General features: G+C 42.7%; 18 protein-coding genes. 8 read left to right on the forward strand and 10 right to left on the reverse strand.

What is annotated here, in order from left to right:
• Positions 1-26 precede the first annotated feature (26 nt).
• Together FKN05_RS09575 and FKN05_RS09580 are read left to right on the forward strand one after the other, a co-directional pair.
• Positions 27-1,352, forward strand: coding sequence for a 6-phospho-beta-glucosidase (locus tag FKN05_RS09575; protein WP_099611038.1), 1,326 nt, complete (start codon positions 27-29; stop codon positions 1,350-1,352).
• Positions 1,353-1,555: 203 nt separating this feature from the next.
• The gene (locus tag FKN05_RS09580; RefSeq protein WP_099611090.1) at positions 1,556-2,005 is read left to right on the forward strand and encodes a DoxX family protein; all 450 of its coding nucleotides are present in this window, start codon (positions 1,556-1,558) and stop codon (positions 2,003-2,005) included.
• Between the two features lie 57 nt (positions 2,006-2,062).
• Here FKN05_RS09580 and tyrS read toward each other — a convergent pair whose 3' ends face one another.
• From tyrS to FKN05_RS09600, 4 genes are all read right to left on the reverse strand, one after another.
• Positions 2,063-3,325, reverse strand: a complete 1,263-nt coding sequence (gene tyrS, locus FKN05_RS09585; protein ID WP_099611039.1) for a tyrosine--tRNA ligase — start codon at positions 3,323-3,325, stop codon at positions 2,063-2,065.
• A gap of 102 nt (positions 3,326-3,427) precedes the next feature.
• Complete coding sequence (locus tag FKN05_RS09590; RefSeq protein ID WP_099611091.1) at positions 3,428-4,225, reverse strand: LuxR C-terminal-related transcriptional regulator; 798 nt, start codon at positions 4,223-4,225, stop codon at positions 3,428-3,430.
• A gap of 103 nt (positions 4,226-4,328) precedes the next feature.
• Complete coding sequence (locus FKN05_RS09595) at positions 4,329-4,916, reverse strand: class I SAM-dependent methyltransferase (protein ID WP_170887399.1); 588 nt, start codon at positions 4,914-4,916, stop codon at positions 4,329-4,331.
• Positions 4,917-5,062: 146 nt separating this feature from the next.
• On the reverse strand, positions 5,063-7,360 hold the full coding sequence (locus FKN05_RS09600; protein ID WP_170887400.1) for a starch-binding protein: 2,298 nt from the start codon (positions 7,358-7,360) through the stop codon (positions 5,063-5,065).
• Between the two features lie 474 nt (positions 7,361-7,834).
• Here FKN05_RS09600 and FKN05_RS09605 point away from each other — a divergent pair, with 474 nt between their 5' ends.
• Positions 7,835-8,344: an outer membrane beta-barrel protein gene (locus FKN05_RS09605; RefSeq protein WP_099611040.1), complete on the forward strand. Its 510-nt coding sequence runs from the start codon at positions 7,835-7,837 to the stop codon at positions 8,342-8,344.
• Positions 8,345-8,439: 95 nt separating this feature from the next.
• Here FKN05_RS09605 and FKN05_RS09610 read toward each other — a convergent pair whose 3' ends face one another.
• A complete protein-coding gene (locus FKN05_RS09610; protein WP_099611041.1) occupies positions 8,440-9,975 on the reverse strand; it encodes an EAL domain-containing protein in 1,536 nt (511 codons plus the stop codon).
• Positions 9,976-10,334: 359 nt separating this feature from the next.
• Here FKN05_RS09610 and FKN05_RS09615 point away from each other — a divergent pair, with 359 nt between their 5' ends.
• Positions 10,335-13,070, forward strand: a complete 2,736-nt coding sequence (locus FKN05_RS09615) for a cation-translocating P-type ATPase (RefSeq protein WP_170887401.1) — start codon at positions 10,335-10,337, stop codon at positions 13,068-13,070.
• Positions 13,071-13,089: 19 nt separating this feature from the next.
• Here the strand turns inward: FKN05_RS09615 and FKN05_RS09620 are convergent, their stop codons facing one another.
• Positions 13,090-13,755, reverse strand: coding sequence for an HAD family hydrolase (locus FKN05_RS09620; RefSeq protein WP_099611042.1), 666 nt, complete (start codon positions 13,753-13,755; stop codon positions 13,090-13,092).
• A 384-nt stretch (positions 13,756-14,139) separates the two neighbouring features.
• On the opposite strand from FKN05_RS09620, the gene FKN05_RS09625 reads away from it, so the two are divergent.
• Positions 14,140-15,879, forward strand: a complete 1,740-nt coding sequence (locus tag FKN05_RS09625; protein ID WP_099611043.1) for a SulP family inorganic anion transporter — start codon at positions 14,140-14,142, stop codon at positions 15,877-15,879.
• Between the two features lie 66 nt (positions 15,880-15,945).
• Here FKN05_RS09625 and nagB read toward each other — a convergent pair whose 3' ends face one another.
• Entirely contained in the window at positions 15,946-16,746 is an 801-nt protein-coding gene (gene nagB, locus FKN05_RS09630) for a glucosamine-6-phosphate deaminase (RefSeq protein WP_099611044.1), read from the reverse strand.
• A 310-nt stretch (positions 16,747-17,056) separates the two neighbouring features.
• Between nagB and FKN05_RS09635 the strand changes: the two genes are divergently transcribed.
• A complete protein-coding gene (locus tag FKN05_RS09635) occupies positions 17,057-17,308 on the forward strand; it encodes a DUF3081 domain-containing protein (RefSeq protein WP_099611045.1) in 252 nt (83 codons plus the stop codon).
• A 173-nt stretch (positions 17,309-17,481) separates the two neighbouring features.
• Here the strand turns inward: FKN05_RS09635 and maoP are convergent, their stop codons facing one another.
• A complete protein-coding gene (maoP, locus tag FKN05_RS09640; RefSeq protein WP_099611046.1) occupies positions 17,482-17,841 on the reverse strand; it encodes a MaoP family protein in 360 nt (119 codons plus the stop codon).
• A 221-nt stretch (positions 17,842-18,062) separates the two neighbouring features.
• On the opposite strand from maoP, the gene FKN05_RS09645 reads away from it, so the two are divergent.
• The gene (locus tag FKN05_RS09645; RefSeq protein WP_099611047.1) at positions 18,063-18,947 is read left to right on the forward strand and encodes a LysR family transcriptional regulator; all 885 of its coding nucleotides are present in this window, start codon (positions 18,063-18,065) and stop codon (positions 18,945-18,947) included.
• A gap of 72 nt (positions 18,948-19,019) precedes the next feature.
• Here FKN05_RS09645 and FKN05_RS09650 read toward each other — a convergent pair whose 3' ends face one another.
• Complete coding sequence (locus tag FKN05_RS09650; RefSeq protein WP_099611048.1) at positions 19,020-19,289, reverse strand: Lpp/OprI family alanine-zipper lipoprotein; 270 nt, start codon at positions 19,287-19,289, stop codon at positions 19,020-19,022.
• A 451-nt stretch (positions 19,290-19,740) separates the two neighbouring features.
• Between FKN05_RS09650 and FKN05_RS09655 the strand changes: the two genes are divergently transcribed.
• Entirely contained in the window at positions 19,741-21,072 is a 1,332-nt protein-coding gene (locus FKN05_RS09655; protein ID WP_346656354.1) for a DEAD/DEAH box helicase, read from the forward strand.
• Positions 21,073-21,324: 252 nt separating this feature from the next.
• On the opposite strand, the gene FKN05_RS09660 is transcribed toward FKN05_RS09655, so the two are convergent.
• Positions 21,325-22,704 (reverse strand): YjiH family protein, encoded by a 1,380-nt coding sequence (locus FKN05_RS09660; RefSeq protein WP_099611050.1) that lies wholly within the window; start codon positions 22,702-22,704, stop codon positions 21,325-21,327.
• Positions 22,705-22,798 lie beyond the last annotated feature (94 nt).

Consider the following 22,798-nt stretch of genomic DNA (forward strand, 5'->3'; position numbering starts at 1 on the left):
CAGCTTATCCAAATGAGGAAATGGGAATGGACAGACAACTAAAGATAGCGGTTATTGGTGGCGGCTCAAGCTACACTCCTGAACTGATTGAAGGTTTATTAAAGCGTAAAAATGAACTGCCGATCGGTGAATTGTGGCTTGTTGATATTGAAGAGGGTTGGGAAAAAGTTAATATCATCGCAGATCTTGCTCGCCGTATGATCAAAAAAGCCGGATTAACAATCGATGTGCATGTCAGTTTAGATCGACGTCCTGCATTAGAAAACGCCGATTTTGTTTGCTCACAATTTCGTGCTGGGTGTCTGGAAGGGCGTATTCGAGATGAACGAATTTCACTGAAATATGGCATGATTGGACAGGAAACAAACGGGTTAGGTGGTTTTGCTAATGCTTGCCGTACGATTCCAATTACCTTAGAAATCTGTCGAGAGATGGAAAAGCTTTGCCCTGATGCGTGGTTACTGAATTTCACTAATCCATCCGGCATGGTAACGGAAGCGGTACTTAAACATACCAACGTTAAGGCGGTGGGCCTGTGTAATGTCCCGATCATTATGCAAAAAGGAGTCGCCCAGATTCTCAATAGCAAAGAAGATGATTTCATCATGCAGGTCGCGGGTTTAAACCATCTGATCTGGGTTCGTCAGATCCTCCATCAAGGACAAGACAAGCTGAGTTGGGTGATGAACGAGATTCTTAATGGTCACGATCCTTTAGTACCGGCAAATATTCCCCCATTCAAGTGGCCGAAAGATCTTTTACAAGCCATGGGCATGATTCCATGTGCCTATTTACGTTACTACTATACCAGTGACGATATTATGCAACAGGAACAATACGAAGCAGAGGGTGAAGGTACTCGTGGTGAAGTGGTCAAAGCGATGGAACAACGGTTGTTCGAGATCTATAAAAATCCACAATTGGCAGAAAAACCGAAAGAGTTGGAAAAAAGAGGCGGTCAATATTATTCAGAAGCTGCTTGTGAATTAATGGCCTCCATTCATAACGATAAACGTACCATCATGCATGTCAACACGCGCAATAATGGCACCATCGCAGGTTTGCCGGAAGACTGTGCCGTTGAAGTCAGCTCAGTGATCACCAGAAGTGGCCCTCTTCCGCTTAATGTCGCCCCCTTTCCAAGCGATACTTTACGCCTGATTCAGTTGATGAAAGAGTTTGAAACATTAACGGTTGAAGCGGCGGTAACGGGGAATTTAGTTGCCGCTAAACGTGGATTAATATTGAACCCTATCGTTAATACTGGGACGGTATTAGAGGAAGCGTTGAAAGAGACGGTAAAAGAAAATCTCGATTTTATGCCTCAGTTCCGCTGGATGTTTCCAGCTTAATCACCAAAATAAGATATCCGAGTGATGGAGCGCTTGGATTTTTTCTTTGATTAATGGGAACTTATCTTATTCAAAAAATTTGAACATTAATATCAATTTAACCTGGTTTTTCTGATTTTTTTTCTCTCTAAAATGGCTACATCAGTTGATAAACAATGTATTCAGTTTGGAATTTAAAGTTTAAATTTATTGAGGAAGAAATCATGCAAGCACACATTAAAAAACTCGTTGACTCTAAAGCGGGCTACAGCACATTGGCGCTACGTATTCCAGTTGGTATTATCTTTATGGCACATGGAGCGCAAAAACTGTTTGGTTGGTTTGGCGGGTATGGGCTTGAAGGGACAGGGCAATGGATGGACTCTATTGGGCTTGGCCCTGGTGTTGTGATGGCATTTTTAGCCGGAAGTGGTGAATTTTTTGGCGGGTTAGCCATTCTATTAGGCTTGCTCACTCGCCCAGCGGCCGCGATGCTTTCATTTACTATGTTGGTTGCCATTTTCTCAGTACACCTTACCAATGGTCTGTTTATGGCGAATAACGGTTATGAATTTGGTTTGGCTTTATTCGCCGCTAGCCTATCTTTAATGTTATCAGGTGCTGGTAAACTGGGATTAGATGGAATTGTTGTGAAAAAGCTGATGGCTAAGTAAAGGTTGGTGAAGTTAATAAGCACCGAGTGGTTCGGTGCTTATTGACAGTGTAAACGCTTAAGCTAATTTCAACAACGCAAACTGTTTTTTACCACGCTGAAGAATATAGTAACGATCAAAGAGAGCAAAATTCTCAGCCATGTTTTCGTTCTGAACGCGTTCACCATTAACTCGAATTGCGCCATTGGTGAGCCATTCTCTCGCTTGGCGCTTCGAGCTTGCCAATTGAGTCTCCAGCAAGAGGTCGATCAAGTTACCGGCTTGCTCAGTATGAAAACAAGGTAAACCATCAAGCTCAAGTTGTTGTAGTTCACTGAGACTCAATTGACTCATTTCGCCGCTAAATAGTGCTTGGGTAATACGTTGAGCGCTAAGGAGGCCTTCATCACCGTGGACAAATTGGGTTAGTTGCTGGGCGAGAATCTGCTGTGCTTGGGGTTTTCCTGTGCGTGTGTGGTCTTCTTGCTCAATGGCTTCAATTTCCGATAAAGAGAGAAACGTGTAATAACGTAAGAAGCGGTAGACATCAGCATCATCCGTATTAAGCCAAAATTGGTAGAAAGCATAAGGCGAAGTTTTATTGGCATCAAGCCAGACAGCCCCACTTTCCGTTTTACCAAATTTTGTTCCATCAGATTTGGTGATCAACGGAAGAGTCAGCCCATGTACATTGGTATTATTGAGTCGGCGAGTGAGATCAATACCGCTAACAATATTCCCCCACTGATCGTTGCCACCAATCTGTAAATTGCACTGATAATGCTGGTTGAGATGAGCAAAATCAAAAGACTGTAGCAAAGAATAGCTAAATTCCGTAAAAGAGATGCCTTGATCTGGGCGGGCTAAACGTTGTTTGACTGACTCCCGATTAATCATCGTATTGACAGAAAAGTGTTTACCCACATCACGAAAGAAATCAATGATGCTGATTTGTCCAATCCAATCTGCATTATTAACGGTGACAAAGGGTTGCTGAAGGTGAGGACTCATCACTTGTTGAATTTGTTGTGACAGCTCGGCAACCCACTGCTGTACGATTTGTGCTGAATTCAAGCTGCGCTCAGCGGCTTTAAAGCTCGGATCGCCAATCATACCTGTCGCTCCGCCAATTAACGCAATCGCTTGATGCCCTGCATCTTGAAAACGCTTGAGCATTAATAAGGGTACTAAGTGGCCAATATGTAAGCTACCCGCGGTCGGATCAAACCCACAGTAAAGCGTTTGTGGGGTAGAGAGTAGAACGCTGAGTTCCTCGAGTGGGGTACTTTGGGCAATTAAACCTCGTTGATTGAGTTCATTAAGTAAGGGGTGTGAATTCATATGGCCTCCAATGTAATCTGCTGGCAGAGTAGCGGAAGAAGGCCGTAAGAGACGATGTCCCTAAAGGGACAGTTCGCCGTTATTTTTGCTGACCTTGAGGTTTTATTGCGCGGAGGCTATCAAATAATTCAGAAACAACTGAAACAGTTCACTTAATGAAGAGACATTTAGCTGAGCATAAATATGTTTACGATGATTTTTGACGGTGCCATGAGCAATGTTTAAATGCTGAGCTATCTCTTGTGAGTCTAGTCCTTGCACCAGTAGTGAGGTAATTTGTTGTTCCCGCGGAGTTAAATGCTTCGCTCCAAATTGATTGATTGCCTGTTCGACCCAGTGGCGTATATCTGTTTTAGCTTGACCATTTTCAGCCAACAGTAATGGCTGGCGTCCCCAATGTTGACGGCATAAGGCTTCGAGCACGGAAAAGCGCTGTTTGAGTAAGGTGAGCTGTTTGGCGGTAATGCTTTTTTCTCTCTCTAAAATGCCTAAATACACACCTATCCAGCGTGTTTCATCTAAATTGACCGCAATAGCCACCTCATCTTGCCAGCCTGTTTTTTGATAAAAATCAGCGTGATACTTTTGTTGAAAATAGGTGGATGTCAATTGGCTGAATTCTGAGCGATGTAAGATACCACGGTGTTGCTGCAAGGTAATGGCGGTATAAAAAGGATCTTGTAAATAGGTGTGAGTTAAGTAGTGCTGAAAAAGTAACTGACGCTGTGAAGGAATCGAATCATAAAGGTAAATCGGATGTTTATCTTGTCGATAGCCTAAAATGACGGCGCAATCGAAAGGGAGTATCGTTTTCAATAAATCGATAAGCTGTGAGGTAAAATAGGGGGTTTGTAGCGCAGTAATGGCTTTGCCGAGCTGATGATATTCTTGATTATTCATAAGGTTAAGTAAATACAGTTCGTGTGTTGGGGGGCTAGGTTGAACATGGCGAATTGCCTGTACCCCCCTATTATAATAGGCGTAAATGATCGGCTGATGTCGATTAGGGCTTACAAAAAACGCCTTGGACGACATGACCTAGCCCAGTATGGTTTAACCCTTCTTGAATATCTCGCTCTTTTTCTTCTAAAAATAGTGGCGTTAATTGGGCTAATTCTTTACTGAGTAATGCTTGGCTAAGCATCATTTCGGCAATCGGTGGGCCTCCTGATTGATAATTCAGTTGCTCAGGGGTGTAACCTTCAACCAGATAAACCCCTTGTGTTTTTAGCCCGTGTATAACAGAGCTATGGATTTGGCGACGTAATGGTGCTGGAAGGTGACAGAAGATAGAAACGATGCCATCCCAATCTTGATGTCCTAAATCAAAATCAGCTAGATCGGCGTGGATAAAATGGATGTTTACTTGATTTTTCTCTGCTAACTGGTGAGCTTTTGCTAAAGCGACCTCTGAAATATCAACGGCAGTAACCTGATAGCCAAGTTGGGCCAAAAATACCGAATTGCGCCCTTCACCATCAGCCAAGCAGAGAACTTTTCCTTTGGGTAAGAAATGAGCATGCTCTTTCAAAAAATCGTTTGGCTGATCACCATAGACATACTCTTTTCTTTGATAGATCTCATTCCACATCACAGGCTCCTTGATTATGAGACAAAAGACTGTAACAGTTAACCATATCAAATCAAAGTGTATCGCTCGCTTTGTTTAAGCCGCAGTGAAGCATCGTATGCATGGTTTAAAATCGGTACAGCCTCAAGACTGTACCGATAAGGTGATTAGTGTTGTGTCACACTGATGGCTTTTGTACTGCTATTGAAATGAATCTGATAGGTGGCGTAGTCGCCGACTTGATAATCCGTACTTGGGTAGGATTCTGTCCACGAACCATCATCAATTTTAAACCTTGCGGGTGACTCTTCACCACTGAAGGTTTGGGTTGTTGTGTAAAGGCCGGTTTGCTCATTGTAATCCAACAGTGTTAATCCCCACCCGTTTGCTGTACCTCGGAAGTACCAAGTTTCATTTCCACCATTCGTGCTGCTGGTGCACTGAGACAGATCTTTCCATTCACCATTGGCATAGCAAAGGTTTGGTGCTGACACCTCCATATCGAGGATTTGGCGGCTGCCTTGATCACTGAAAATGACTTTCAAACTATTGAGGTTAGTACCAAAGTCATAACAGTATTGACCATTTTGTTGGGTCATTGCTTGCCCAGGCCAAGTTGCGTTAGCAATGGGGGTTGCGGCCGCCACATTCCAGAAATAGAGGTAAGGCTGAGAGAATCCTTGCTCATTGTCATAACAGATTTGGGTGGCGTTACCTTCATCCTCATCGCTCTCTGTGATTAGGGTAAACCCACAGTCGGCTAAAGATTTCCAGCTACCATCGCTATAACACGTTCCAGTAGTGGTGGTGAGATCGTTACTCTTATTGGCACCTTGATTTGAAAAAATCACATTCACACTTGAAAGCTCAGTTTCAACATCATGGCAATAGAAATCACCATTTGCAGTCATGGTAACGCCAGGCCAAGTGGCGTTTGTGAGTGAGCCTGCTGGTTGTGCTCCCCAGTGGTAGAGTGTTGGTGAAGTGTGATTAGCGACATTGTCGTAGCATAGGTTGGTTGCCGTAACAGGCGTAGCCGGTTTTTTCTCACCATCATCACAATCGGTGCAGGTTTGTCCTACTTTTGCTCCGACATGAATGGCCGCCGCATTATGAGAAGCCACGGTGAAATGGGCATAACCTGAACTGTCTACACTGATGGTGGTGCCACTACATGTTCCTGTTTGTGAGTTAAAGTCACCACTGATGATGTCGCAATATTCACCCGCTGACATTCCGGTAGCAAAACCTTGGTTGATGCCTTTGTTGTCGTCTCGGTTAATGACAACAAAACCTAGCCCACCACGGCCAAAGGCCACTTGGTTATAGCCATCATCCCACCAGTTGGTTACGCGCCATTCTGCTGCGGTGTGATTACGAAAAGCCACCATATTGGCTACGCCGCGCCAGCGATGTTCACAAACCCAGTCTCCTCCATCAAAACCACAAGCGTTACCCGTATGTATACCAGTCGCGGGAGGGCCTGCATCAAAATCATTGAAGTAGTAGCCTGACATGACTTTGGGATACCCATAAGGATAGGCCAAAGTAAAAACGTTACCGAGGAAGTAGAGGTTACCAAAGTCTTGATGGCTGAGTACTTGCTCTGGGTTATGGCGTTCTTCATCATGGTTGGTTACAAAAGTAACGGCATCGCTGCTGCTTAGCCAACCATTCCAGGAACCAATACCTTGTAAGTCTTTAATTCCCCCGTGCTTAAACTTAGGTCCTAGGGTGCGAGCAAAGAAGAACTCAGTGACATCACCAATATAGGTATATTCTGCAGGCTTAACGGGTTCATTCTCGGCACCGATTACTTCTTGGAAAATATAAGGGGTGCCATGTAATTTACTCTGTATTGCCGCGATATCTTCGGCTGGTATATGTTTCGCCGCATCAATACGAAACCCTGCGACCCCCATACTGATCGCATCATTCATGTAGTCCGCAATTTTTTGGCGAACAGACTCAGAATTGGTTTTGAGATCGTTAAGTCCAACAAGATCACAATTTTGTACCGACCAGCGATTAGAATAGTTGATGTCACTGGTGCAGCTATTAAAGTCATTAACTCCATATGGGACTTCAGGGAAGTTACGATTCCATGCTGCCATATGGTTAATGACGGCATCCACATAAATATCTACCCCTACGTTTTTACAACGTTGCACCATATCCGAAAATTGTGCACGGTTACCACTACGACCTTCAAAAGCATAACCAACGGGTTGGTAGCGAGACCACCACGCTGGGTTATCGACACTTTTCTGAGGAGGTGAGACTTGTACTGCAGCAAATCCTTTAGGCCCTAGGAACTCTTCACATTCCTGAGCAATATCTTGCCAACTCCATTCAAATAAGTGGACGAATGTTGTCTTTGGAATGCTTTGAGCATAGCTTTGCGTTCCCCCGATTAAACTCCCGAATAACATGAGTCCGGCAGACAAACTCTTGTTTAATTTCATGTTCTTTCCTTAAGTTTGATATCTTAATATGTAAGAAAAAATTTATTTTGTCTAAAAAGACAGCAAGACTTTAGGAGAGATAAAAAAGAATACCTCCTGAAATAAAGGGGGATTGTGAGAATCGTCATTATTTGTACAGGCTTTACTTTTCTATATTCAAATACAGTCACTAAATGTGCATACCCACGATGAAATAAGAGAGTAGAATTGGAATAGAAGTTTGGTTTTGAATTAATGTGTTGATTTCATTGTATTTGTAATGTGTATCCAGGTGGTTGATTGACACATAACGTGATGTATTAGGCAAAACGATAGGCGAAGCGCCTAGTATGTTGAAGGGCGAAAGAAAGGCATTCTCTTTGTCTTATGTGATATAAGGTTATGAAAGAAGGCAGGAATATTGCTAAGGTTTTTATTCTATTTGCCGCTAAATTCAATATAGTGTCTGGTTTAGATATGGATAAGGATATACGCATGAATAAATTCCCTCTGGTGACAGGTGCTGCTCTATTACTTACTTTTGCTGCATCGAGTTATGCTCAATCAACGCCTTTTAGTATGACGGCCAGTGCTGGCCCAACACAGGTTTCTTATGGTGGCGATAAAGCGACCGGTTATGCATGGAACGTTCGAGGCTCTTATTTATTGACACCGTTTAGCTCCGTTAACTTGGGTTATGGTGAAACGAATGCAGATCTTAAAGATGACTTAGGAGACAAACATTCGTATAAGGCTTACACGGTTCCACTGACCATGACGTTACGTCAACCTTTTGCGGCAGGAGATGTTTATTTACGCGCTGGTGGTCAATATTACAATCGTACTTATAAAGATAATGAGAGTGACGGTTTTGGTTTAACGGGAGCGATTGGAATTAACTTATTGAGTACTAATGCTTCTAATTTTTCATTAGAAGTGGGTTACAGTACACAAGGCAGTGCTGATTCTACCTCGATTACTGTTGGTGCTGGGCTTGGCTTTTAGCTCGCTCATCGATACAAATAGCGTCAAACGTGTGGATAAGCTCTCTTCTCGTCAGGTAGAGAGCTTACTTTTAGTTATATAAAAATAGAAGGTAGTTATACAAAAATAGAAGATGATGAGTTTGTATGGCTGAGTCGCTGGACGATTTCATTGATAGGCATAGGGTGCGCATAGACGTAACCTTGAATGAGATAGACTCCTTGTGCTGCAAGATAATTAACTTGATTCAGTGTCTCCGCTCCTTCTGCAATCAATTCTATTTTGCCCGTTTTTGCTGAGGCAATAATGGAATCTAACACGCTTTTCTTTACATCATCCGTTTCGATGGTATCGACAAACATTTTATCAATTTTTATGCTGCGGATATGGAGATGTTGCAGATAGGAAAATCCACCATAACCAGTACCAAAATCATCGATTTTAAATTGATAGCCTTTTTCCATTAATAATGCGATCTCTTCTGCGGCGACGGTTAAATTTTTGATCGGGATGCGCTCGGTTAGTTCAAATTTAATTCGTTGAGTTTGTGGCCAGTTCAGGGAATGCAAGAGTATGGATAGCTGACGTTTTTCAACATGTTCAGCGACTAAATTGATACTTACCCAATGGCTGGAAGGAAGACGCTCTAAATCATTTAAGACTTTTCGTATGATCTGAGTTGTGATCTCAACGATTAATCCGGTGCTTTCTGCGGCATAGATAAATAAATCAGGTGCTACTAATTCATGCCCTTTTTGCCAACGTAATAGTACTTCATAACCGACGACTTTCTGCGTGCGACTATCGACAATCGGTTGGTAATAAGGGATAAATTCACGATCCCGAATTCCTTTTTCAATGAGACCTTCAATTGAATTTCGATAGTTACGAACTAACCAATAGCCACTCATGAGGAGGAGACCCAATAAGAGACTAATCGGAGCACCCCAAATGATCATCTTGTATTGGATGTATTGTTGTAGAGCTTCACCAGACCAGAGCTGTTGTTTAGTGGCGGAGGTCTTTCCTGTACCATGAAAGACAACAGATTTTGCGTTGCTCTCGAGGGGAACCTGTTCATTTCCTCTTTTGATTGATAAGACTTCAGTACCATTTTCAAGAAAAGTCGCTTGATAATAAAAACAGGCGTTACATGGGCTATCGAGTTTATTTTGTATCCAACTGCTATCAATGACCCAAATCACCCGATTATTATTGTCAGTAAATTGAATAAGCAGTTCGCTTTCAGTGTGGTCGATTACAGGTGTAGCTGAGATTGAAAAGCCGGTTTGCACTGGAATGGAAAAACCTTTTATATCGTCGAGTATTAGTGGATAACCGAGTGTAGAGCACTGCTTACCCTCTTTGGTTTCAACGCTCATAAAACGAATATACCGATTATAGAAATGTGGGTTACGGATAATTTGCCAATCTTCATTATTACAATCAAAGTGTAGGGCAGTCAGTTGCTGCTTGATCATTTCTTGCAGGGCTTCCCCGCGATGAATCAGATAGAGTTCTATCTGATTCTTCTTCTGATTGAGAAGAAGGGTCGTGATGGATGATGAAATCAGTGGGAAGGCTGCGAAATAGATAAGTAGTGGTAGTAATAATAGAGATAAGGCACATTGTTTGGTGCGGTGAGAAGGCAAAGTCCTAATCCTCAAAATGATCGGTGATACTCATTACTTTAGCACCCTTTAGTGCTCGCTCCTGTATCTTGTGCGGTAAATCGAAGCGATTGTTGTCTTAATTATGAGACTGTTGTTAGTTTCTTGGCATTCAACTTATTTCCCTCATTGCGATCATTCTATATCCAAACAACGTGGTGTTGCACGTAGCCAGTACCCCTGCAGCTTCAAGTAGGAAGGGTGTAGATTGCCCACTTCGTCACACCCAGTTGAGCAGAAAAATTTGAACTCTAAGACGGATTTTTAAGCACAATCTCGTTTCTTATCATCTGGCAACTATCCTTAATAAGTGGATAAGCGGTTGAGATGAGGAGGTGAGAATGAGCAAGAAGGCATCGGATAGCCGATATAACGACCCAATGGTTTATTGGCATCAATTAACAGAAGACGAAGTATTTCAACGGATCGGCAGTGATGCCGAGTGTGGTTTATCTGCGCAAGAGGTTGAGCATCGCTTAGCGCAAGATGGCCCCAATGTGATAACGGGTCAAGCCATGATGCCTGCTTGGCGTCGAATGTTACTGCAATTTCATAATCCATTGATTTATATTCTCCTAGTTGCAATTTTAGTGACGATGTTACTAGGCGAGTATGTTGATGCCGGTGTGATTTTATTGGTGGTAGTCGTGAATGCCTTGATTGGCTTTGCCCAAGAGAGTAAAGCAGAGCAAGCGATCCACTCTTTAAAGAAAATGCTTTCATCCAATACAACCGTCATTCGTGACGGAAAAAAACAGTCGATTCCGACGATAGAATTGGTTTGTGGCGATATTGTGTTATTTGCCTCGGGGGATAAAGTTCCGGCTGATACGCGTCTTTATCGTTGTCGGGATCTTCAGGTGGATGAATCGACTTTAACTGGAGAGTCGGTGGCGGTTCAAAAGCAACCAGGTCAGCTTGATGCTGAGACGGTTTTAGGAGACCGACATAACATGGTGTTTGCGGGAACCTTGGTGACTTATGGTACCGCTCAAGGGATTGTTGTGGCAACCGGTGATAAAACGCAGACGGGAAAAATTGCGCGTATGATAGCGCAAGCCATTCAACTAGAAACACCATTAACCCGTAAAATTCATGCTTTCAGCCGTCTGTTATTGTGGGTGATTCTCGTTTTAGCTGCAGTCACTTTTTTTATCGGCCTCGGGTATGGGCTATCGGTTTCTGATACTTTTATGGCTGCTGTGGCGTTGGCTGTTGCGGCGATTCCAGAGGGGCTTCCTGCGGTCGTCACGATCACTTTAGCCATTGGTGTTCGGCGAATGGCCAGACGTAATGCCATTATTCGTAAGCTTTCAGCGGTAGAAACATTGGGTTCGACCAATGTGATTTGTTCAGATAAAACCGGGACGCTAACTGAAAATCAAATGACGGTACAAGGGCTTTATGCTGGCGAGGATCGAATTGAAGTTTCTGGGAGCGGTTATGCTCCTTATGGCGAGCTAGATGAGGGGTGGAAAGGAAATTGTGCATTTGAACATTTACTACGAGCTGGATTATTGAATAATGACTCTCGCTTATTAGAAAAAAACGAGCGTTGGTTCGTTGAGGGCGATCCCACCGAAGGGGCCTTAATTACCTGTGCTCTGAAAGCAGGGTTCGAGACTCATGATAGCCAACAATGTTATCCGCGTTTAGATACCATTCCTTTTGAATCAGATCGCCAGTATATGGCGACCCTGCACCATTTTGATGACGATAGAAATATTATTTACCTGAAAGGATCGGTCGAGCAGATCAGCCGTCGCTGTCGTCAACAATTAACTGCAGAAGGACATTTGACGGCGTTTAATCTTACACAAGTCAATGAACAGGTTACTCAATGGGCGAGTCAAGGTTTACGTGTCCTCGCTTTTGCGATGCAGTGGGTTGATAAAGAGGAAAAAAATCTACAACGCTTTAATCACCAAGAGGCAGAAAAAAACTTGGTATTCATTGGCCTCCAAGCCATGATTGATCCGCCTCGTTCAGAAGCGATTCATGCGGTTGAAATTTGCCAGAAAGCGGGAGTAAAAGTAAAAATGATCACGGGGGATCATGCTCTAACAGCTCAAGCTATTGCGTCGAAAATTGGTATCATCAGTGCTCCCGATTCACGATTTGGCTCGGTATTGACTGGCCAACAATTGAATGAATTGAATGATGAAGAGTTTAAACTTGCTTGCCATGAAGTCTCGATTTTTGCTCGTGTTGCACCAGAACAAAAATTACAGTTAGTGACGGCACTGCAAGCTCATCAATGGGTTGTCGCAATGACGGGAGATGGTGTTAATGATGCCCCAGCATTGAAGCAAGCTGATATTGGAATTGCGATGGGTATTAGTGGCACAGAAGTTGCGAAAGAAGCCTCCGATATGGTGCTAACTGATGACAACTTCTCATCGATTGAGGCGGCAGTGGAAGAGGGGCGTAATGTTTTCGATAATCTTACAAAATTTATCACTTGGATTCTTCCAACCAATTTAGGTCAAGGGCTAGTCATTATGGTCGCGATTGTCTTTGGTTTAACGCTACCTATTTTACCAGTGCAGGCCTTATGGCTAAATATGACGACTGCTGTCTTTTTAGGCCTGATGCTGGCCTTTGAACCAAAAGAAGTTGGGCTAATGCAGCGTCGACCGAGGCAGTTAAAAGAGCCAATTCTAAATCGAGAGATCATTAGCCGAATTCTTTCTGTGAGTAGTTTATTACTACTTGGCGCATTTGGTTTGTTTCAATGGTCGGTCTTTCAGGGCGCGAGTTTGGACGAGTCTCGCAGTATTGCGGTCACTTTATTTGTGGTTGTACAAAGTTTTTTCTTACTCAATTGTCGTCGTTTAAATGGTTCTATATTTACTATGCCACTGCATACTAACCCGTGGATAATGGTGGGACTATTCGCGATGTTCAGCGCACAATTGGCTTTTTTATATTTACCAGTAATGAATCAACTGTTTCATAGTGCTCCTATTTCTTTAATGCAATGGGGGGTTATGATCCTGTATGGCTTCATCGTGATGATATTGATTGAAATAGAAAAAATGATTTGGCGAAAACATAAACAACAAAAGCGTGGATGAGTAAGGGGGGGATTCCCCCTTATTTACTAACCAATGAGTGTTGTAAGTCGCACAGCACTTGGGTCAGCGATGGGCGTATATGATGACCGAGTGCCCGAATTTCTTCATCCGGTTGCACTAAATCTGGAATTTGGAATGTGATCATCTGTGCTCCCATAGCAGATCTTACGCCGTTATTGGAATCTTCAAAAGCAACACATTGGGTTGGTGTGACCCCTAAGCGCTTAGCGGCTAGTAAATAGATCTCCGGATCTGGCTTACCATGGGTTACTTCGCAACCGGTGGTCAGCGAATCAAAGTAATGATCAATCTGGGCTAAACGAAGTTTAATCGTTGCGATTTCTTTTTGAGTCGAAGTCGCAACCGCGGTCGGAATACGGTTTGCTTTTAACCATTGTAATAATTCAATGACGCCTTGTTTTACCGGAATCGCTTGATGTTTAACGACCGCATCATACCGTTGACGCCACTCTTTATGTAACGCAGGATAATCGAGTTGAGGGCCATAGCCGGCAGTTAATGCTTGTTCAATCCCCGCTGCGTTTCGTCCAATAACGGACAAGTAAACGTCACGCAAGAAAGGGATACCTACCGCATGACACGCTTGTTCAAAAACCGTCAGACAAACGCGCTCAGTGTCGAGTAGCAATCCATCCATATCGAAAATAGCAGCTTGAAAATTCATAAATATGACATCTTGGTTAACAATGAAATGAAGTCACTTATTCTTACATAAATAGGCGCGGGAAACAGGCGATTTTTCTGTGAATAAAGAAAATATACCTAAACAACTTGGAGTTGGAGGTCGGCGGCAAGTGAGTGATAAATTTGAACAGCCGTAGGCTGGCCTTCGGCGGGAGCCACGGATGGCTCTTATCATCCACATAGACAGGCTATGTGATTGGGGTCAAGCACGTAGCCAACCCCCTGCAGATTTAAGTAGGAAGGGTATAAATGATTGTAAAAATTAGAGAATGAGTCGTATCAGTTTGTTAATATAGGGTTATGACTTTTCCGACTTGACGTAGCAAGGGTAAGATAATTGAAATCAATTGTGATTAGACAGTGGATGCCTGGATTGTGCCTGTTCAAAGAGTATCAACGATCTTGGTTTAAAGACGATCTACGTGCTGCATTATCTGTAGTCGCAGTTGCGTTACCGGTTGCGATTGCGTACGCACAGTTGACCGGGGTTTCGGCGATTGTTGGTCTCTATTCGTGTGTTGTTCCGATGATTGTGTATGCCTTGTTTGGTACTTCTCGACAATTGATTGTTGGCCCAGATGCGGCAACTTGCGCGGTGGTGGCCGCCGTGGTTACCCCTTTAGCTGCGGGAGATCCAACTAAACATTGGCAACTGGTTATGACCATGACCGCGATGATGGGTATGTGGTGTCTCATTGCTAGTCGGTTCCGATTAGGAGTATTAGCCGATTTTTTATCTCGTCCTATATTGCTTGGCTTACTTAATGGTGTGGCGTTGACGATCATCGTTGGCCAGCTCAGTAAGGTATTTGGGGTGAGGTATGAACAAAAATATTTATTGGAACGGTTAATTGAAGCGCCACAACGGGTATTAGAATTTCATTGGCAAACGGTTTTAGTGAGCGTGGTGACATTGAGCGTCTATTTTACGACTAAGCGTTTTCGTCCTGGATGGCCTGGCGCGATGTTAGCGATGGTGGTTGCTGGATTTGTCGTGTGGTTTAGCCAACTGGATCAACAAGGGGTTAATATTGTTGGAGCCATTCAAGGTGGATTGCCTGGGTTACAAACGCCTATTTTTGATATTGGCCTGAGCCGTGAGTTAGTGGTACCAGCATTGAATCTAGCAATGGTGAGCTTTGTCAGTATGATGTTAACCGCCCGTAGTTTTGCAGCGAAAAATGGCTACGATATTGATGCAGATAAAGAATTTCGAGCCTTGGGCTTGGCCAACCTTGCGTCTGCTTTCTCGCAAGGTTTTGCCATTAGTGGAGCCGATTCTCGTACCGCTGTGAATGATGCTAATGGTGGTAAATCACAACTGGTGTCTATTATTGCTGCATTGGTGATAGGTTTTGTCGCAGTTTTTCTTTATCAGCCGTTACAATACATTCCTACCGCTGCTTTAGGGGTTGTATTAATCATTGCTTCAACGTCATTATTGGATCTAAAAGGGATCTGGGGGCTTAAAAAAAGAGATAGAGATGCTTTCTATTTATCAACAATTACCTTTATTTCGGTATTGATTATTGGTGTGATACCTGGCATTACCCTTGCAGTATTACTTGGGTTATTTCAATTTTTACGTGTCGTGATGCGTCCTAGTGATCAGCGACTTGGACTGGATCAAGATGGCACGATTCGTACTATGGATGCCTCAGGGAAAGCTTTACAAATTCCGGGATTATTGCTTTATCGTTTTAATTCCCCATTAACCTATTTTAATGCCCCCTATTTTAAACGGCGATTATTAGATCAAGTCGAGCAGAGTGAACCAGCAGTGAGTTGTGTAGTGATTGATGCGGTGGCCTGTTTTACCCATTTAGATCTTAGCGTCATGGCAATGCTTGCAGAAACGCAGACATTGCTTAAAAAACGAGGGGTTCGCTTGATTCTAGCCGGAAGAAAACGAAGTTTACGCCAGTGGTGTGAGCTAACGGGAGTTCCTGTTGGTGATGGTGGTTTAGTGTTACGTGCAGACATGTATCTTGCCGTCAAGCTCAGTGGTTGCTATCAAAATGCACGAGAAGAAGGCCAAGTACCGCCTGTACAAAAAGAGCCAGAATCTGATATCAGTACTACATCTATTCCTGAAGTCGCTTAATCTTGGTGACACAAAAAAGTCAGGTTTAATGACCTGACTTTTTGTTAAATAGCCATTGTGATTGCATTAAAAGCCTTTGATATTTTCCGCTTCAAGTTCAGAAAAATATTTCACCGTTTTTACTTTGAGTTCTTGGGTTGATGGCGCATCACAAACGATGACTGCTTTAGGATGCAATTGAAGCGCAGAGACGGTCCACATATGGTTAACGCACCCTTCAACAGCAGCTTGTAGTGCCAAGGCTTTGTTATGTCCAGTCACAAGAATCATCACCTCCTCGGCATCAAGCAAAGTACCCACACCAATGGTCAGTGCATATTTTGGAACTTGACTGATATCACCATCAAAGAAACGTGAGTTAGCGATACGTGTTTCTTCAGTTAATGTTTTGATTCGAGTACGAGAAGAAAGAGATGAAGCAGGTTCATTGAAGGCAATATGCCCATCATTACCGACCCCTCCCATAAAGAGGTTAATTTTGCCATAAGATTTGATCTTATCTTCGTAGCGTTTACATTCTGCTTCGTGATCGTCAGTATTACCATTTAAAAGATTAATATTTTCTTCTTGAATATCAATATGATTGAAGAAGTTATTGTACATAAAAGAGCGGTAAGATTCAGGGTGGTCTGGTGCAATACCAATATACTCATCCATATTGAATGTTACGACATGTTTAAAACTAACTTCACCCGCTTTGTGTAGATCAATTAATGCCTGATACGTTGCTAATGGTGTGCCCCCAGTTGGTAACCCTAATACAAAAGGACGTTCAGCTGTTGGGTTGAACTCGTTGATGCGTTTTGCAATATGTGCTGCCGCCCACTTACCGACTTGTGCTGCATGGTGTAATGGAATCAGTCTCATTCTTTGCCCCTAATCGTATTCATATCATGTGATTGTTCATTAATTTGCATTATAAAAAAAGTTATTTATAACCGCTATGCTTTGGGTCAAATTTTTCACATTTAGTGATTTTTCCTCTTCTATATTACATTTTTATGTCGTTTTTATCGCATGATAAGTACTCGTTATACTAATGGGTAATGTGTGCTGGGCCGAGATAAGAGGAAAATTCAATAATAAAAATAAGTCATTTGCTGCTCTATACTGTGTATGTTGGTAAAAATCATTTTCCTTATCCATACTTGAAGAGCGACCCTAGGGAGTGATGACCATGAAAAATGAACTTGAACCCAGCAAAATATTACAAGCTTATGAAAGCATTATGACGCATGGCACGCCAACCGAATATGGAAAAATATATCAAGGAGTAGAAGCGTTTTCTGACTATGATGGCTATACCGTCTATATGCGCGGAAATGGGGTGGAGTTGAAAGTCGGGTTTCATAACACCTATCACTTAGACTATGACCAAGAACATCTACGAGATAGTTTTTTAAAAAAAATTGCCTCGTTGGTAAAGTAAAGGTCGTACGATAGAAAGACAAGGCCCCATGCGGATATCGCTCAGGGGCCTTGGGAGAAAGATTGGTTTATAACGTTAAACTAACGATATTTGAGTGGCACTGTGGTAGAGCGCGCTCTTTATTCATCAGGGTCAATTGGCTAAACAATCAAAGTCTAATAATAACGATTTGATTAGTCTTCTTCGACTAAGCTGGGTTCATCATCCACATAGTCATCTGCCGCATCCGGTTTATTGCGACCATTTAACGTATGGAAGCGCTTACGTCCACGAGCCAAACGAACGTATTTCATCCACACTCGCTCAATTTTAGTTTCGGCTAATTCTGGGTTAGCGAGTACAGCAACAAAGTGTTGTTCTTCCTCATTAGCAGGGTGTAATTCACCAGACTCTAACCCCAGCAGAGTTTCTCCGTAAAGGGTTAGTAGTTCTTCTTCACCAAGAGTAAAGTCACCGGATTTGGCGAAGCCGCGCGGAAATTTTTTTGTATCGTAAAAACGTTTTTTACCGTGACGAAAGAGTGTTTCAGACATATCAACCTCGTATGAATATGCGGGTGTTCCCTAAATTCCGCTAAGATGCTCGGATGTCAGTGATAATGCTCACATTTTGACGATATTTAGGAGAAGCATTACTTAACGGTAGATTACGGCGAAAGTTAGGCGCAAACTCCGGAAAAGAAAAACAAAAATTTTTTATCGTCATAATTGTAGTTACTTGTTAATCTTCATCTGTCATTGCAGAGGATTGAATAATGGATGTAAAAGTCTTTCGTACCTTTCTTGAGTTGGCTAAAGTTCGTCACTTCGGGCGGGCCGCGGAGAACTTGTATCTCACTCAAGCAGCGGTAAGCGCAAGAATCAAACAGTTGGAAAATTACTTTGATGCCCAACTGTTTACCCGTGATCGTAATAACATCAAGTTAACATCTGCTGGGGAACGACTGGTCGGTTATGCTGAAGTGATGGTCACGACTCTACAGCAAGCTAAGCTAGAACTTTCATTAGAGAGCGGTAAAGCACTACAACTTACATTAGGAGGCACTCCTAACATATGGGATGCTTATTTACAAAATTGTCTTAGCGCAGTGACTGATGAATTTAGTGGCTATGGGTTTAAAGCTGAGGTTATGGGGCGAGAACAGCTTAATCGCCATCTTCTTGAGCGAACATTAGACATGGCTTTCTCTTTTGATCAAATCAAAGCAGAAGAGCTGCAATGTAAAAAAGTGGCAGACTTAGTGTTAGTATTTGTCTCAACACGACCCGATACAGCAGACACTGTGTTTGATAACAAGTACGTATATGTTGATTGGGGAGGACGATTTGCTTCTGAGCATGCCGATCGCCACCCTCGCTCTCCTGCGCCATTTCTCAGAACGTCAACAGCTCGTATTGCGCTTGATTTTATTCTAGAGAAAGGTGGTAGTGCTTATTTACCGGCATCCGTTGTTGAGCCGTTTTTGCAGTCAGGTCAGTTGTATCGTGTCGCAGCGGTAGAAGATTGGTATTGGCCTATTTATTTGAGTTATAGAAAAAACAGCTCATCAATTGAGGCAATTACTCAAGTGGAAAAGTTGGTCAAAAAAATTGATCCATTAACCGCTTATAGTCTACAAAAAGCGGGTAAAATAAATTAAGTAGTACGAGGTCAGAACATGTAAAAAGGGCAATGATTGCCCTTTTTCTTTCAGTAGTGCCAAGCTAGTCAATTATTTCGTATATGACTGTGCAATATTATCGATACGTTCATTGGCACGAGCTGCTTCTTCTTGTGCTGCCATGGCTGCATCGGCTGCTGTATTCGTTTTCGAGGTTAATGAAGCGGTTTCACTTCTGAGTGCAGAAACCTGTTCGCTCAGTTGACCGACTTGGTTACTTAATTCATCCAGTTTTGTGGTTGTTGCTTCATCAGGGCCTGATGCACAACCCGCCAATAGAAGTACTGACGATGCTGCAGCGGCAAGTAATAGTTTATTCATATCGAACTCCTTGTTGATATTTACCAAATACGCCCTATACATTATTTTTATACCATATTATATAGTGACGGGTTAAAGTGTAGCCACTATTCTACCTTACGCCTATAGAAGAACCGTCAAAATAATCCAAAATATTATAAAATAATAAATAATTTAGGCCTGTGTTCCACCGTTCAGCTCGTGAATGAAGCGAGGTACATGTCGATGGCCTGCAATGCAAGTGGTTTGAGCTAGAATAATTGTCCATGATGGCTATCTATGCGGTAGCTATTCGCGCTATCATATCGCGTTAAATTTTTGGTGTGCTGCTTAGCTTCTACTTGAAGTCGCAGCGATCTGGCGGCGTTTATCTTCTTCGTGATTGTGCGAGGTGAATGCTTGTTGTTTATCTGTATCAGCAAGCATCTTATTTTATAGCGTTAGCCGTTGTTATTTTTTATTGGAGAATCCTTTGCAGTTTAAAGAATTAGGCCTAGACAATCGCTTATTGAAAACCTTAGCGCATTATAATTTCAAACAAGCGACCGATATCCAACGACAAGCCATTCCAGTCGCCATGGCGGGAAAAGATTTGCTGGCCTCTTCAAAAACGGGATCGGGAAAAACGTTAGCCTTTTTGCTGCCAATGCTGCATAAGGCATTAAAAACTAAAGCATTATCAGCTAAGGATCCAAGAGGGATTATTTTAGTTCCAACCCGTGAATTAGCGAAGCAGGTTTACGGTGAGCTTCGTTCAGTGTTGGCTGGGTTAAGTTATACTGCCACACTGATTACTGGTGGAGAAAACTTTAATGATCAGGTGAAAGCGTTGCGTCGAGGGCCGAGATTTATTGTCGCAACTCCGGGCCGTTTAGCGGATCATCTTGAGCATCGTTCACTTTTTTTAGATGGGCTAGAGACACTTATTTTAGATGAAGCGGATCGCATGCTTGATCTCGGCTTTGCGCCACAACTTAGACATATCCATAAGGCAGCGAAGCATCGTCGGCGACAAACGCTGATGTTTTCTGCAACGTTAGATCACGCAGAAATGAATGACATTGCTTATGAAATGCTTAACGATCCCAAACGCATTGCCATTGGATTATCCAATGAGCAACATAAAGATATTCAACAACGTTTTTATTTGTGTGATCATCTCGATCATAAAGAAGCATTGCTCGAACGTATTTTGCAAGAAGCGGATTATCGTCAAGTGATTATTTTTACCGCAACACGTCTTGATACGGAACGTTTAACAGAGAAGTTAAACCAACAGCAGTTAAAAGCGGTCGCGTTGAGTGGGAATCTGAATCAAGCTCAACGTAATACCATTATGAGCCAATTCGAACGTGCTGTTTTTAAAATTTTAGTGACCACTGACGTTGCGTCTCGCGGTTTGGATATTGCTACGGTCACGCATGTGATTAACTTTGATATGCCTAAACACACCGAAGAGTATGTTCATCGTGTAGGGCGTACTGGACGAGCTGGTAATAAAGGTGATGCCATTTCTCTTGTTGGTCCGAAAGATTGGGATAGTTTTAAACGTGTAGAAGCCTTTTTACAGCAAGATATTCAGTTTGATGTTTTAGAAGGTTTACAAGGCAAGTTTAAAGGGCTCAAAGTTCGCCAAGCGACAAAAAAATCCACGGTTAGCGTTAACAACAAAAAGCCTCAACAAAAGAAAATGGCTAAGAAACCGGTGAAGCGAGATAAAAGCTATTATCAGAATGTGGCCGTTGGTGACTCTATTTTTATTCCCAAAAAGAAAACACCGCCTAAAACGGATGATGGAGAATAGATCGTTAAGGATACCCGTCATTCCAAAGCCGCCAATATGGCGGCTTTTGCGTATATATTCTTCTAGATCCTTCCTAGTTGAATCTGCATCGGTGTTGGCTACGTTCGTTTCCCCCGAGCACATAACCTGCCTATGCTCACGGGGGAGATTTACTTGCCACCTAACAGCCATTCCAAGCGGTTTAGGTATCGCCGACGATAAAAAAAGCTCCGAATTAACGGAGCTTAAATGGTTATCTAGATAATGGCATCATTAGAAAATGAGATGGGCAACCCCAACAATGACCGGTAATGTAATCAGGGTTCGTAGAATAAAGATAATAAATAATTCCAAGATGTTGACGGGAATGCGGCTGCCCAGTAACAGGGCTCCAACTTCGGACATATAGATAAGTTGAGTGACGGACATGGCTGCAATTACAAATCGAGTCATTTCATTATCGATAGACGCGGCGAGAATCGCCGGAATAAACATATCGGCAAAACCCACAACCATAGTTTGTGATGCTTGTACCGCTTCAGGAACGCCGAGCATTTCTAAATAGGGGATAAATGGCTGACCAAGCATCGCAAAAACAGAAGTGTATTCGGCAATGACGAGAGCGATTGTACCGAGACCCATCACAACAGGCAGTACGCCAAATACCATATCGATCGCATTACGAATGCCTTCACCAAAAATCGCCTTGGCAGATTTAACTTGTCCTGCTCTCGTTAGTGCCAGTGAGAGCCCCCAAGAAAAAGTGCTGTGTCCTTGTGGAATGGCATCGGCGTCTTTTTCTGGTGTTGAACCGTCAATAAATACGTCTTTTTTTAAGCTTAAAGGCGGTAAACGAGGAATGATAACTGCGGCAACAATACCCGCAAGGCAAATGGCGGCATAAAATGGTAAGAATAGGTGTTCTAATTGTACTTGAGCGAGAACAACCAAACTGAACGTAATCGACACGGCAGAGAAGGTGGTACCGACAACAGCCGCTTCACGCTGAGTATAAAACTTATCTTCATATTGTTTGCTGGTTAGCAGGATGCCCACGCTACCATCACCAAGCCAAGAAGCTGTACAGTCAATTGCACTACGCCCTGGTAAGTTAAACAGAGGACGCATTATTTTACTGAGCAAACTGCCCATCAATTCAAGTAGACCAAAGTTTAACAGGAGGGGTAACAGTAGCCCTGCGAAAATAAATACCGAGAATAACGTTGGAAGTAATCCATCAAGTACTAAACCACCAGTATTTTCCTCCCAGATGGCTTTAGGACCAATTTGGAAGAAAGTCATGATGATTGCTAACCCACCAATAACTCGAACAATTAGCCAAACCCAGCTTGGATTAAAAAGGTTATTAAGAAAAGTGTGGCGAATAATCACCGCAGGTTTGAATAGCTTAGTGATAACGGAAGCGATCGCCATAAAAGTAACAATGATCGTAATGGTGCCTACGAGATAATCACCAAAGATCGCTTGGACTGATTTAGCTAAAACAGCGACAGGAATGGTTAGGCCATCATTATAATAAATGGGGGCCATAAATAGAAAAATGCCCATTAATGATGGCAGGAAAAACATCCAAAAGCTGCTGGCAGAGTGCTTATTGGCACTGGATGTGAAGGGTTGACTATTATCTTGCATCTTTTTTCCCATACGTAGCTAATAAATGAAAGGTTTCTATCTGATATTTATTCAATACGATGACTTTAACCTTGTCGCTCAGAATATCTATATT

The organism is Vibrio sp. 1-1(7), from assembly GCF_013048485.1.
Taxonomy (GTDB): Bacteria; Pseudomonadota; Gammaproteobacteria; order Enterobacterales; family Vibrionaceae; genus Vibrio; species Vibrio fujianensis.

What these genes read in the sequence shown, in the direction of transcription:
- FKN05_RS09575 (WP_099611038.1), top strand. Translation starts at nt 27, where the DNA reads ATGGACAGACAACTAAAGATAGCGGTTATTGGTGGCGGCTCAAGCTAC.
- FKN05_RS09580 (WP_099611090.1), top strand. Translation starts at nt 1,556, where the DNA reads ATGCAAGCACACATTAAAAAACTCGTTGACTCTAAAGCGGGCTACAGC.
- tyrS (WP_099611039.1), bottom strand. Translation starts at nt 3,325, where the DNA reads ATGAATTCACACCCCTTACTTAATGAACTCAATCAACGAGGTTTAATT.
- FKN05_RS09590 (WP_099611091.1), bottom strand. Translation starts at nt 4,225, where the DNA reads ATGAATAATCAAGAATATCATCAGCTCGGCAAAGCCATTACTGCGCTA.
- FKN05_RS09595 (WP_170887399.1), bottom strand. Translation starts at nt 4,916, where the DNA reads ATGTGGAATGAGATCTATCAAAGAAAAGAGTATGTCTATGGTGATCAG.
- FKN05_RS09600 (WP_170887400.1), bottom strand. Translation starts at nt 7,360, where the DNA reads ATGAAATTAAACAAGAGTTTGTCTGCCGGACTCATGTTATTCGGGAGT.
- FKN05_RS09605 (WP_099611040.1), top strand. Translation starts at nt 7,835, where the DNA reads ATGAATAAATTCCCTCTGGTGACAGGTGCTGCTCTATTACTTACTTTT.
- FKN05_RS09615 (WP_170887401.1), top strand. Translation starts at nt 10,335, where the DNA reads ATGAGCAAGAAGGCATCGGATAGCCGATATAACGACCCAATGGTTTAT.
- FKN05_RS09620 (WP_099611042.1), bottom strand. Translation starts at nt 13,755, where the DNA reads ATGAATTTTCAAGCTGCTATTTTCGATATGGATGGATTGCTACTCGAC.
- FKN05_RS09625 (WP_099611043.1), top strand. Translation starts at nt 14,140, where the DNA reads ATGCCTGGATTGTGCCTGTTCAAAGAGTATCAACGATCTTGGTTTAAA.
- nagB (WP_099611044.1), bottom strand. Translation starts at nt 16,746, where the DNA reads ATGAGACTGATTCCATTACACCATGCAGCACAAGTCGGTAAGTGGGCG.
- FKN05_RS09635 (WP_099611045.1), top strand. Translation starts at nt 17,057, where the DNA reads ATGAAAAATGAACTTGAACCCAGCAAAATATTACAAGCTTATGAAAGC.
- maoP (WP_099611046.1), bottom strand. Translation starts at nt 17,841, where the DNA reads ATGTCTGAAACACTCTTTCGTCACGGTAAAAAACGTTTTTACGATACA.
- FKN05_RS09645 (WP_099611047.1), top strand. Translation starts at nt 18,063, where the DNA reads ATGGATGTAAAAGTCTTTCGTACCTTTCTTGAGTTGGCTAAAGTTCGT.
- FKN05_RS09650 (WP_099611048.1), bottom strand. Translation starts at nt 19,289, where the DNA reads ATGAATAAACTATTACTTGCCGCTGCAGCATCGTCAGTACTTCTATTG.
- FKN05_RS09660 (WP_099611050.1), bottom strand. Translation starts at nt 22,704, where the DNA reads ATGCAAGATAATAGTCAACCCTTCACATCCAGTGCCAATAAGCACTCT.